Source organism: Allobosea sp. CER48 (genome assembly GCF_044752385.1).
Classification (GTDB): domain Bacteria; phylum Pseudomonadota; class Alphaproteobacteria; order Rhizobiales; family Beijerinckiaceae; genus Allobosea.
In genome coordinates, this window is the sequence record NZ_JBIWYK010000042.1 from 1 (window position 1) to 12,586 (window position 12,586).

The 12,586-nt window shown below is 68.0% G+C and carries 10 protein-coding genes; 9 read left to right on the forward strand and 1 reads right to left on the reverse strand.

The window, feature by feature from the left end; genetic code table 11:
* The 8 genes from ACIPIA_RS03300 to recN all read left to right on the forward strand — a co-directional run.
* A partial coding sequence (locus ACIPIA_RS03300) for a MarR family winged helix-turn-helix transcriptional regulator (RefSeq protein WP_400506645.1) occupies positions 1-499 on the forward strand: 499 nt, incomplete at its 5' end.
* Positions 500-590: 91 nt separating this feature from the next.
* On the forward strand, positions 591-1,505 hold the full coding sequence (locus ACIPIA_RS03305; protein ID WP_400506647.1) for a D-alanine--D-alanine ligase: 915 nt from the start codon (positions 591-593) through the stop codon (positions 1,503-1,505).
* Positions 1,506-1,510: 5 nt separating this feature from the next.
* Positions 1,511-2,473, forward strand: a complete 963-nt coding sequence (locus tag ACIPIA_RS03310) for a cell division protein FtsQ/DivIB (RefSeq protein WP_400506649.1) — start codon at positions 1,511-1,513, stop codon at positions 2,471-2,473.
* Positions 2,470-3,801, forward strand: coding sequence for a cell division protein FtsA (ftsA, locus tag ACIPIA_RS03315; protein WP_400506650.1), 1,332 nt, complete (start codon positions 2,470-2,472; stop codon positions 3,799-3,801). Before ACIPIA_RS03310 ends, ftsA begins: the two co-directional genes overlap by 4 nt.
* Positions 3,802-3,897: 96 nt before the next feature.
* The gene (ftsZ, locus tag ACIPIA_RS03320) at positions 3,898-5,601 is read left to right on the forward strand and encodes a cell division protein FtsZ (RefSeq protein ID WP_400506652.1); all 1,704 of its coding nucleotides are present in this window, start codon (positions 3,898-3,900) and stop codon (positions 5,599-5,601) included.
* A gap of 304 nt (positions 5,602-5,905) precedes the next feature.
* Positions 5,906-6,853 (forward strand): UDP-3-O-acyl-N-acetylglucosamine deacetylase, encoded by a 948-nt coding sequence (gene lpxC / locus ACIPIA_RS03325; protein WP_400506654.1) that lies wholly within the window; start codon positions 5,906-5,908, stop codon positions 6,851-6,853.
* A 167-nt stretch (positions 6,854-7,020) separates the two neighbouring features.
* Positions 7,021-7,941 carry an outer membrane protein assembly factor BamD gene (locus ACIPIA_RS03330; protein WP_400506656.1) on the forward strand — a complete coding sequence of 307 codons (921 nt, stop codon included), beginning with the start codon at positions 7,021-7,023 and terminating at the stop codon, positions 7,939-7,941.
* Between the two features lie 61 nt (positions 7,942-8,002).
* Complete coding sequence (gene recN / locus ACIPIA_RS03335; RefSeq protein WP_400506658.1) at positions 8,003-9,682, forward strand: DNA repair protein RecN; 1,680 nt, start codon at positions 8,003-8,005, stop codon at positions 9,680-9,682.
* Between the two features lie 6 nt (positions 9,683-9,688).
* On the opposite strand, the gene aidB is transcribed toward recN, so the two are convergent.
* A complete protein-coding gene (gene aidB, locus ACIPIA_RS03340; protein ID WP_400506660.1) occupies positions 9,689-10,507 on the reverse strand; it encodes an AidB family quorum-quenching N-acyl homoserine lactonase in 819 nt (272 codons plus the stop codon).
* A gap of 361 nt (positions 10,508-10,868) precedes the next feature.
* Here aidB and ACIPIA_RS03345 point away from each other — a divergent pair.
* Positions 10,869-12,586: DEAD/DEAH box helicase (locus ACIPIA_RS03345; RefSeq protein ID WP_400506662.1), on the forward strand; the 1,718-nt coding region annotated here is incomplete at its 3' end.

A 12,586-nucleotide genomic window follows, 5' to 3' on the forward strand; every position in this document is an offset into this window, starting at 1 on the left:
AATGAGTCAAGACCTGCCGACTGGTCAGGGCGGGGCGATGGATTCGATCCTGACGCAGTGGCGGCGCGAGCGGCCCGATCTCGATACGGGCGTGATGGCGGTGTGCGGCGATCTCTGGCGCGCGGCAGATCGAGTCCGTGAGGGCGTCGCCGCCAATCTCGCCGGAGACGATCTCGATCTCGCCGGCTTCGACGTGCTGCTGACGTTGCGACGGCAGGGCAAGGGGCAGACGCTGTCGCCGTCCGAGCTCGCGCAGGACATGATGATCTCTACCTCTGCCATGACGAACCGGCTCGACCGCCTGCAGAAGCGCGGGCTGATCGAGCGGCAGGCCGACCCCGCGGACCGCCGGGCGTTGCGCATCGTGCTGACGGAGGCCGGCTTCGCGCTGGCGGACCGAATCGTCGTCTCCCATGTCGCGACCGAGGAGCGGCTGGTGCGCACTCTTTCCTTCGAGGAGCGTGCGCAATTACGACAGTTGCTCGCCAAAATCGGCTGAATCCGAACCCGTTAACGACGGGGCGCCTATGGTTAACGGGCTGTTAACCATCTCCGGCTGAGGTACGGCCATCGCGTCGAACGAGGGCCGCATGAGCAAACACGTCGCAGTGCTGATGGGGGGATGGTCCGTTGAACGGGAGGTCAGCCTCAACAGCGGTGCGGCTTGCGCGCGAGCCCTGGAAGGGCAGGGCTTCGACGTCACCCGCATCGACGTGCAGCGCGACATCGCCGAGGTGCTGGCGAAGCTGAAGCCGGACGTCGCCTTCAACGCCTTGCATGGCCGCTTCGGTGAGGACGGTACGATCCAGGGCGTGCTCGAGATCCTGCGCATCCCCTACACCCATTCCGGCGTGCTCGCTTCCGCGCTCGCGATCCGCAAGGACCGGGCGAAGACGGTGGTGAAGGCGGCCGGCGTGCCGGTCGCCGCCGGCGTCAACGTTTCCCGCTTCGCGGCGGCGAAAGCCCATGTCCTGCCCCCGCCCTATGTGCTCAAGCCGATCGACGAGGGCTCTTCGGTCGGCGTCGTGATCGTGAAGAAGGGCAGGGAGCATCCGCCGCAGGAAATCGCCCGGCCGGACTGGCCTTGCGGCGAGATGATGCTGGCCGAGACCTTCATCGCCGGACGCGAGCTGACCTGCGCCGTGATGGGCGATCGCTCGCTCGGCGTGACCGAGATCAAGGCCGCCACCGGCGAGTTCTACGACTACGATGCGAAGTACGCGAAAGGCGGCTCGATCCACATCTGCCCGGCTCAAATTTTACCGAAAATTTACCAGCAGATCGAAGAGTGTGCGTTAACGGCGCATCAAGCAATCGGATGCCGGGGCGTCAGCCGATCTGACTTCCGCTACGACGACGAGACCGACACGCTCGTCTGGTTGGAGGTCAATACGCAGCCCGGGATGACCGAAACCAGCCTGGTGCCCGAACTGGCTGCCCATGCGGGTCTGAATTTCGGTGAGCTCGTCAAATGGATGGTGGCGGACGCCTCCCTCGATCGGTGAAAGCGATGACGGCGAAACCCGTTTCAGCACAGCGACGTAGCCCGGCCATGGTGCCGGCGGCGCGCCTGCCGGTCCGGCATGCGGGGCCGCAGCTGCTCGTCGGCGAGCGCCAGGGCCGCTGGATGCGCCGCACCCGGCGCAGCGCCATTGCGGTGCCGCTGTCGCAGCGCCTCCCGAGCAGCCTCGGCACCTGGCTCGCGCTGGGGTTCCTGACGCTCAGCATCGGCACCGGCTTCGTGATGGGCGGCCACTGGCAGAACCTGCAGGACAATTACGGCGAGCCGCGCCACATGCTGGCCCGCGTGCTCGGCTTCGGCATCGACCGCGTCACCATCTCCGGCCTGTCGGGGCTCTCGGAGCAGGAAGTGCTGGTCGCGGCCGGCATCGACTCGAAGACTTCGCTCGTGTTCTTCGACGCCGACGAGGCGCGCAAGCAGCTCGAGGCGACGCCGCTGATTCGCGAGGCGGCGGTGCGCAAGCTCTATCCGGGCGAGGTCTCGATCGCGCTGACCGAGCGCGAGCCCTACGCTTTGTGGCAGGTCAAGGGGGAGCTTTTCGTGATCGCGGCCGACGGCACGGTGATCGACAAGATGGATGACGGCCGCTTCGCCTATCTGCCGCTGGTCGTCGGCAAGGACGCCAACAATCGCGCCGGCGAATATCTCGCCCTGCGCAACCAGGCGGGCCCCTTCGCCCAGCATATCCGCGCCGCCACCCTGATCTCCGGGCGCCGCTGGAACCTCAAGCTCGACAACGGCATGGATGTGCGCCTGCCCGAGACCAAGCCGGAAGCGGCGCTGCAGCGCCTGGTCTCGCTGGAGACCGATTTCCGCGTGCTCGAGAAGGATGTTCTCGCGATCGACCTGCGCCAGCCGGACCGGGTGACGATGCGACTGTCCGAGGAGGCTGCCGCAGCACGCGCCGACCAGCTGAAGAGCAAGGGCAAGAAGAAGGGAGGCGAGGCATGAACCACGTCACCTCCCAGGGTCTGACCCCCCGCATGCGTCCGCTGTCGTCGCGCAAGAGCGCGACCTTGTCGATTCTCGACATCGGTACGAGCAAGGTCGTCTGCCTGATCGCCGAGCTCAACCCGGCCGAGGCAAACGAACGGCTGCGCGGCCGCACCCATGTTGCGCGCATCATCGGCATCGGCCACCAGCGTTCGCTCGGATTGAAGGGCGGCGCGATCATCGATCTCGAAAGCGCCGAGCGCGCCATCCGCGCCGCGGTCGACGCGGCCGAGCGCATGGCGAAGGTCGAGGTGCAGTCGGTCATCGTCAACCTGACCGGCGGGCGCATCGGCTCGCAGCATTATGCGGCGAGCGTCGATCTGCGCTCCGGCTCGGTCGGCGACAGCGACGTCAAGCGCGTGCTCGCGACGGCCGCGACCCATGCGATCCGCCCCGGCAAGGCCGTGCTCCACGCGCTGCCGACCGGCTACGCGCTGGACGGCGTGCCGGGCGTGCTCGATCCGCGCGGGCTGATCGGCGGCAAGCTCTCGGTCGACATGCATGTCGTGGCCAGCGAGGCCGCGGCGGCGCGCAACGTCATGCTCGCGGTCGAGCGCTGCCATCTCGAGGTCGAGGCCGTGGTGGCGACGCCCTACGCCTCGGGCCTTTCGGTCCTGGTCGACGACGAGGCCGAGATGGGCGTGGTCGTGGTCGATCTCGGCGGCGGCACCACCAGTCTCGGCGTCTTCTCCGGCGGGCATCTGGTCCATGCCGATGCGATCGCGGTCGGCGGCAACCACATCACCATGGACGTGGCACGCGGCCTCTCCACGCGGGTTTCGGCGGCCGAGCGGCTGAAGACGCTGCACGGCTCCTGCATCTCCAGCGCGTCAGACGAGCGCGACATGATCGCGGTGCCGCAGGTCGACGACGACGAGCGCGACATGCCGAACCACCTCGCAAAGTCGCATCTCGTGCGGATCATCAAGCCGCGCGTCGAAGAGATCCTCGAGCTGGTGCGCGACCGGCTGACCAATGCGGGATTCTCGGCGCAGGCCGGCCGTCGCGTCGTCCTCACCGGCGGCGCCTGCCAGCTTACCGGCCTGCCGGAAGTGGCGCGCCGCATCCTCGGTGGCCAGGTCCGCACCGGCCGCCCTCTCGGGATCAAGGGACTGCCGGAAGCGGGCAAGGGCCCGGCTTTCTCGGCGGCGGTCGGCCTGCTGGTCTATCCGCAGGTCGCCCATGTCGAGCACTTCGAGCCGCGTACCGCCGGGGCGCGCTACTTCGCGACCGGCACCGATGGCTACTTCTCGCGTGTCGGGCGGTGGCTGAAGGACAGTTTCTAGTGAGTTCGGCCCGACCGAAAGGCGGGCCACGGCGTCAAACGTAGCAATCGGGACGGCTCCCGCCAGGCGCCGGACACAGGATCAAAAGAGGCAACCATGGCGATGAATCTGCAAGCCCCGGACATCCGGGAACTGAAGCCCCGGATCACGGTCTTCGGCGTCGGCGGAGCCGGCGGCAACGCCGTGAACAACATGATCGAGGCCGGCCTCGACGGGGTCGATTTCGTCTGCGCCAACACCGATGCCCAGGCTCTGGCGCTCTCGCGCGCCCCGCGGATCATCCAGATGGGCTTGCAGGTCACCGAGGGCCTCGGTGCCGGTTCGCAGCCGGAAGTCGGCCGCGCGGCGGCCGAGGAAGTGATCGACGAGATCCGTGATCACCTGGCGGGCGCACACATGGTCTTCATCACCGCCGGCATGGGCGGCGGCACCGGCACGGGCGCCGCTCCGGCGATCGCCCGCGTCGCCCGCGACATGGGTATACTGACCGTCGGCGTCGTCACCAAGCCGTTCCAGTTCGAGGGCCAGCGCCGCATGCGCATGGCCGAAGCCGGCATCGGCGAGCTGAACGAGGCGGTCGACACCCTGATCGTCATCCCCAACCAGAACCTGTTCCGCGTCGCCAACGAGACCACCGGCTTCGCCGATGCCTTCGGCATGGCCGACCAGGTGCTCTATTCGGGCGTCGCCTGCATCACGGACCTGATGGTCCGCCCCGGCCTGATCAACCTCGACTTCGCCGACGTGCGCGCCGTGATGCGCGGCATGGGCAAGGCGATGATGGGCACCGGCGAATCGCAGGGCGAGAAGCGGGCCCTGACCGCCGCCCAGGCCGCGATCAACAACCCGCTGCTCGACGACGTCTCGATGAAGGGCGCGCGCGGCCTGCTGATCTCGATCACCGGCGGACGCGACATGAAGCTCTATGAGGTCGACGAGGCCGCCACCCGCATCCGCGAGGAGGTCGATTCCGAGGCCAACATCATCGTCGGCGCCACCTTCGACGAATCGCTCGAGGGCACGGTCCGCGTCTCGGTCGTCGCCACCGGCATCGACAAGCCGATCTCCCAGCATGGCGAGGTCGACGAGACCGAAGCGCGCATCGCCCAGGTCGCCGAGCGCCTGAAGCAGGAAGCCCGCCTGCGCTCCACCGCTCCGGCGGCCCCCCGCCCGATCGCGCATGCCGCGCCGGCCCCGGTGATCGAGACCGCTCCCCGCGTCGCTCCGGTCGTCGAACCCGCGCCGATCGCCCCGATCCCGCAGGGGGTCCATATCGAGCCGGTCCAGCCGCGCCCGGTGATGGTCGCCCCGGCCCCGGAGCCGGTCCATCATGTCGAGCCGAACCTGCAGCACTTCGACGACAGCTTCATTCCGCCGATGCCGGAGCGCTCGGTGGTCCGCCCGACCCGCATGCCGCGCGTCGAGGACCTTCCGGCCCCTGGCCAGGCGCAGCTGAACGCCCAGCGCGGCGCCCAGCCGGCGCCGCAGCCGCCGAGCGCGGTCGAGCAGAAGCGGATGTCGCTGATGCAGCGCCTGGCTTCGGTCGGCTTCGGCGGCCGCAAGGAAGATGAAGTCGAGCATGCCCCGGCTCCGGCGCCCGTCCGCCAGATCCCGCAGGCCCCGATGCCGCAGGCCGCGGCGCCGAGCGCAGCCCATGCCGAGTATATGCGCCGCCCGGCCCAGCCGGTTTCGCGCCCGGCCCAGGGGCAGCTCGACCAGCATGGCCGCGCGGCTCCGACTCGCAACAGCGAGGAAGACCAGCTGGAGATTCCCGCTTTCCTGCGCCGCCAGGCCAACTGAGCGGGCGTCAGCCTCTTAACAGTTCTGTAACAGATCCCGCCGCGGGCCTCCGCGGCGGGATTTTTCGTGTTAGAAAATCGTTATCTTTCAGCGTGTTATAAGCAGTCCCAATCTGGCTTTCGACTGTAACACAGCGAAAGAAAGCGTGATTTTGAGAGGCTGCTCCGAGCGCTTATGTTGCAGTCGCATCAAGAGGATAGCGTGTCGGGTTCGGCCCGATGCCGAACTCGGAAGATATCGCCGGCGGCGGCCACCGCGACAAGCGGAGCACGAGGCGGCCCGGTGATCAGGATTGGATAGCGGAATGAATTTCGATCGGCAGACGACCCTGCGTGCTGCAGTGACCTTGACCGGCATCGGCGTTCACTCAGGCGCTGCTGCCAGCATCTGCCTCAAGCCTTCCAGCGCGAATTCCGGCGTGGTCTTCCTGCGCACGGGCATCGAAGGCATGCCGCCGCAGCTCATCCACGCGAAGCACACCAAGGTCAGCGCCACCGAGCTCTGCACCGTGATCGGCGATCGCGGCCCGGCCTCGGTTTCGACGATCGAGCACCTGATGTCGGCCTGCGCCGGCCTCGGCCTCGACAACGTGCTGATCGAGATCGACGGTCCTGAGATGCCGATCATGGACGGCAGCGCCACCGCCTTCGTCGCCGCGATCGAGGCGACCGGGATGACGACGCTCGCCGCGCCGCGCCGCTACCTCAAGGTTCTTCAGCCGGTGCGCATCGAGAACGGGCGTGCCTTTGCCGAGCTGGCTCCGGCCGAGCAGGGCTTCCGCCTCGATGTCGAGATCGACTTCGACAGCCCGGTGATCGGCCGTCAGCGCAAGATCTTCGATCTGGACGCCCAGGCCTATGCCAGCGAGATCTCGAAGGCCCGCACCTTCGGCTTCATGCGCGATGTCGAGCAGCTCTGGAAGGCCGGCTTCGCCCAGGGTGCCTCGCTCGAGAACACCGTCGCCGTCGGGGACGACAAGGTCATCAACCCCGAAGGCCTTCGCTACAGCGACGAATTCGTGCGCCACAAGGTGCTCGATGCGATCGGCGATCTCGCGCTGGCCGGTTACCCGATCATCGGCGAGTTCCGCTCCTATTGCGGCGGTCACCGTATGAATGTCCGCATCCTGGAAGCGCTCTTCGCCGACCGCGCCAATTTCGCGATCGTCGAGGCCCAGCCGGTCTTCGCGACGCCGCGCGCCGTGCAGATGGCAGCGGTCGCCCCGGCTGCCTACGCGCCGGATCTGCACTGAAAAGTTGCCGGGCGGCGCTTTTCGCCTTTCCTTCGCCGGGTTTTTGTCCCAGATGCCGCAGGGCTTGGGAATCGCGCCTTGGCCGGTTTTCGGCAGTGGCGCAGCCCGGGCGTCTGAGGTAAGGCATGCTTCCCGCCAGCAGGGACGATCGAAAAAGGACGGACGACGTGAGCGTGACGCGGCATAGCCTTCCGGCAATCCATCGCGGCCAGTATCCGCGCAAGGGCATCGCCCTGGCGCTCGGCGCCGCCATGCTGCTCGGCGGCTGCGATACGCTGTCGTCGCTCAACCCCTTCGACAAGCCCGAGGTCTACAAACCCGACACGACCCCGCCGGAGCCCGCCGACAAGCTCTATAACGAGGGTCTGGCGCGCCTGCAGAACGGCGACAGCGAAGGCGCGACCAAGAAGTTCGAAGGCATCGACAAGTCGGCCCCGTTCTCGCCCTACGCCCGCAAGGGCCTGCTGATGACGGCCTACACCAATTTCCAGGCCTCGAAGTGGGAGGAGACGATCACCGCCTCCAAGCGCTTCATCGCCCAGAACCCGGCGAGCCCGGATGCAGCCTACGCCCAGTACCTGATGGCGATGTCCTATTATAACCAGATCCCGGACACGACCCGCGATCAGGAGCGGACGGCGCAGGCGATCCAGGCCTTCGAGCAGCTCATCGCCAACTACCCGAAGTCGGAATATGTGCTCGACGCCAAGGAGAAGCTCCTTGTGGCGCGCGACCAGCTTGCCGGCAAGGAGATGAATGTCGGGCGCTACTATCTCGAGAAGCGCAACTACACCGGCGCGGTGAACCGCTTCCGCGACGTCATCATCAAGTACCAGACCACGCGTCACGTCGAGGAGGCGCTGATGCGCCTGACCGAGGCCTATATGGCGATGGGCATCACCAGCGAGGCCCAGACAGCCGCGGCCGTGCTCGGCCACAACTTCCCCGACAGCCCCTGGTACAAGGACGCCTACAACCTGCTGCAGAGCGGCGGCCTTGAACCGCGCGAGGATCGTGGTTCCTATATCAGCCGCGCCTTCAACGGCTTCCAGCGCACGGTTGGCGGCCTCGTCGGGCTGCGTTTCTGACGGAGCTTGCATGACGAGCCATGGGCGACCCTGCCGGCTCCGAAGCTTGAGCTGAGCGCCGATGCTGGCGCAGCTCTCCATCCGCGACATCGTGCTGATCGACCGCCTCGATCTCGGTTTCCGTGAGGGCCTGAGTGTCCTCACGGGCGAGACCGGTGCCGGCAAGTCGATTCTGCTCGACGGATTCGCGCTGGCGCTCGGCGGGCGCGGCGACGGTTCGCTCGTGCGCCATGGCGAGGCGCAGGGGCAGGTCAGCGCCGTCTTCGACCTGCCGCTGGACCATGCCGCGCGCAAGTTGGCGCAGGCGCAGGAAATCGACACGGATGGCGATCTCATCCTGCGCCGCGTGCAATATGCCGACGGCCGCACCCGTGCCTTCATCAACGATCAGCCGGTCTCGGTGCAGATCCTGCGCATGGTCGGCGCAGCCATTGTCGAGATCCATGGCCAGCATGACGACCGGGCCCTGACCGACCCTGCCGAGCATCGCCTCATCCTCGACGGCTTTGGCGGGCTGGAGAAGCGGGCCGAGGTCGTTGCAGAATCAAGCGAGACGCTGAAGCGGGCGCGGCAGGCCCTGCAATCCCAGCGCATGCGGGTGGAGGCTGCGCGCAAGGAGGCCGATTTCCTGCGCCACGCCGTCGAGGAACTCGGCAAGCTCGCGCCACAGCCCGGCGAGGAGGACGCGCTCGCCGCTACCCGGCAGTCGATGATGCAGGCGGAGAAGGTCGCGCGCGACCTCAACGAGGCGCATGAAGCAGTCGGTGGGCAGGCTTCTCCCGTTGCGGCGCTGGCAGCGGTTCTGCGCCGGCTGGAGCGCCGCGCCGGGCAGGCGCCGGAACTGGTCGATCCCTCGATCGCCGCGCTCAACACGGCAATCGTCGCCCTGGAAGAGGCGGGCGAGGCGCTCGCGGCCGCGATGCGAGCCGCCGAGTACGACCCGCGCGAGCAGGAGCGCATCGAGGAGCGGCTCTTCGCGCTGCGCGCCGCCGGGCGCAAATATGATGTGCCGGTCGACGGGCTCTCCGTCCTGGCCGCGACGATGGCGAGCGACCTCGCAGCGCTCGACGAAAGCGAATCGTCGCTGGCGCGTCTGGAGGCCGATCTGAACGACGCGGAGAGGGCCTTCGTCGCTCAGGCGCAGGCGTTGTCCGAGGCGCGCAAGGCAGCCGCGGCGCGGCTCGATGCGGCGGTGAAGGCCGAGTTGCCGCCACTCAAGCTCGAGCGGGCGCGCTTCATCACGCGGATCGAGAGCGACGAGGCGGCGCGCGGGCCGGAGGGCTTCGACCGGGTCGAGTTCTGGGTCGAGACCAATCCGGGCACGCGGCCGGGCCCGATGATGAAGGTTGCCTCGGGAGGCGAGCTTTCGCGCTTCATGCTGGCGCTCAAGGTCGTGCTGGCCGAGCGCGGCTCGGCCCCGACGCTGGTCTTCGACGAGATCGACACCGGTGTCGGCGGCGCGGTCGCGGATGCGATCGGCGAACGGCTGGCGCGGCTGGCCGGGCGCGTGCAGGTGATCTCGGTGACGCATGCGCCGCAGGTGGCCGCGAAAGCCGGGCAGCATTTCCTGATAGCCAAATCCGCGGAGGGCGAGGCTGCCCGGACCGTGACGCGGGTTTCGGCTCTGGAGGAGCAGTCCCGGCGCGAGGAAATCGCACGGATGCTGGCCGGAGCCTCGATTACCGAGGAGGCGCGGGCCGCGGCCGGGCGCCTGCTGGAGGCGGCCGGCCTGCGTGGCTGAACGCGGTCAGGCTGCGGTCAGTTCGTAGCCCGCGCCTTTTGTCACGACGCGCCGGAAACCCTCGACATGGCCGCCGGAGACGAGCCAGCCTTCCCGCGCGGCGCGGGCGAGTATCGCACGGCGCGAGGCAAGCGCCGTCGCCGCATCGAAATCATAGATGAGGCCGATCGCGGGATCCGAGGCCTGCAGGTCGGACAGGTGCAGCGCATCGCCCCAGAGCAGCAGGCTCTCGTCCTTGCCTTGGATCAGATAGCCGCCATGGCCGACGGTATGGCCGGGCAGGGCGATCAGCGCGATGCCGGGATGAGCCTCGCCGGCCACGCTGCGGATGCGCCCGGCATAATGCTTCTTCAGGCTCGCGGTGATGGCGAAGGCGCCCTGCTTGTTGTCCGGCGTCCGAGCGCGATTGGCCTCGTCGCCATAGAAGCCGAAATCGGCTTCGGGCACGATGATCTCGGCCTTGGGGAAGCGGGCGCGATCGCCATCGAAGAGGCCGAGCGCATGGTCGCCATGGAGATGGGTGATCAGGACGCGGGCGACATCGTCGGGCGCTATCCCGGCCGCAGCCATGGCGGCCGGCGCATGGCCCATCGCCTCGCCCCATGAATGGCCGGTGCCGGCATCGATCAGGGTAATGCCGTCGGGGCCCTTCAGGGCGAAGCAGTTGACCACGATGCTGACCTTCGGCTTGCCCCAACGCGAAACCGCCTCGTCGCGCGCGGCCTCGCCATCGGCATGGATCAGCACGTCGAGCGGTGCCTCGAAGATGCCGTCATGGAGGATCGAGACCTCATAGGCGCCGATACGGCGGCACTGCTGGCTCATGGGCTGTTCTCCGCTGCGGCATCACCGGCGTTTCGTGAGGCCGGAAGCTAGTGGGAGGCTTGCCCCTCCGGCAAGGCGCGTCCGGCCGGGCTCAGCCCTGCATGGGGCGCGGGAATGCCGCATTTCCTTTTGTATCGCTTTGCTTTATGAGCCGCTGTCATCCGATGGTGCAGCTGCCCGTTAGATTGCCATGCGTCCTGCCGGACGCCCTTGGGGGGCGATCTAATTATTTGTTTTGGCATCGGATTTTCTGAAAGGCGCATTCCGCTTTTCGGTCCGATTACCGAATGCCGCCTGAACCCATCGCCACGCTTCGCGCCGTTAATTCAGCTTACGCCGCAAACCTTTAGGCCGTTATCGCATGTCCTTTTCCCTCACGAGCCCGCCGCTCGCGCGCGCGCTCGCCGATCGCAATTACTCCGACCCGACGCCGGTGCAGAGCGCCGTCATCGAAGACGCTGCCCGTGGGCGCGACCTGTTGGTCTCGTCGCAAACCGGCTCCGGCAAGACCATCGCCTACGGGCTCGCCATCGGCGAGACGCTGCTGGGCACCGCCGAAAAGCTCGGCCCCGCCGGCGAACCGCTCGCCCTGATCATCGCGCCGACGCGCGAGCTCGCCCTTCAGGTGCAGCGCGAGCTTGCCTGGCTCTACGCGCAGACCGGTGCACGGGTGATCTCCTGCGTCGGCGGCATGGACCCGCGCCGCGAGGCGATGCTGCTCGACGAGGGCGCGCATATCGTGGTCGGCACGCCCGGCCGCCTGCGCGACCATATCGAGCGCCGCCGCCTCGATGTCTCGGCGCTCAAGGCCGTCGTGCTGGACGAGGCCGACGAGATGCTCGATCTCGGCTTCCGCGACGATCTCGAATTCATCCTGAAGACGGCTCCCGAGAGCCGCCGCAGCCTGCTGTTCTCGGCAACCTTCCCGAAGGCGATCGTGCAGCTCGCCCAGAGCTACCAGCGCGATGCGCTGCGCATCGAGGTGGAAGCGACGCGGCGCGGCCATGCCGACATCGCCTACAAGGCCGTGCGCGTTTTCCCGAAGGAAGCCGAGCTCGCGGTCGTCAACCTGCTGCGCTTCCACAATGCGCCGGTGGCGCTGGTCTTCTGCAACACGCGTAACGCGGTGCGCCATCTCGAGGCGATCCTGCTGGAGCGCGGCTTCACCTCCGTCGCGCTGTCGGGCGAGCTCGGCCAGAACGAGCGCAACGCGGCGCTGCAGGCGCTGCGCGACGGCCGCGCGCGAGTCTGCGTCGCGACCGACGTCGCAGCGCGCGGCATCGATCTGCCGGGGCTCGACCTCGTCATCCACGCCGAACTGCCGAACGATTCCGAGGTGATGCAGCATCGCTCCGGCCGCACTGGCCGCGCCGGCAACAAGGGCACGAGCGTGCTCCTGGTGCCGCAGTCGCGCCGCCGCAAGGCCGAGCGCCTGCTGATGGAGGCCAAGGTCGAGGCCGAGTGGATCGGCCCGCCGACGGAAGAGGAAATCCGCGTCCTCGACCAGGAACGCCTGCTCTCCGATCCGCTGCTCAATGGCGACGGGGCGGAAGACGATGCCGGCATGGTCGACGCGCTGATGGCGGGCCGCGAGGCGCGCGATATCGCAGCCGCTTTGGTCCGGCTCTACCGGGCCCGCCTGCCGGCGGCGGAGGAGGTCGGCGATCCCGGCTTCGGCCGCGACGAGCGCCGCCCGGCTCGCACGAACGAGGACTATGCCGCCAAGCGCCGCCCGTTCGGCGCCGGTCGCGACGAAGGGGAGGATGGCGAGCGGGCGCGCAAGCCGGCCGGCCCGCGTGGCGACACCGTCTGGTTCCGTCTCGATATCGGCCGCAAGCAGGGGGCGGACCCGCGCCAGCTGTTGCCGATGCTGTGCCGCCGCGGCCGGATCACGCGTGACGAGGTCGGCGCAATCCGCATCTTCGATCGCGAGACCAAGGTCGAGATCGACGCCGATGTGGCCGAGCGCTTCTACGAGTCCGTGCGTATCCCGGATCGCGACAAGATCGTAATCGAGATGGCGGAGGCGGATGAGCGGCGTCCAGCGCGATCCTTTGCCGACAAGGCCGAACGCCCTGC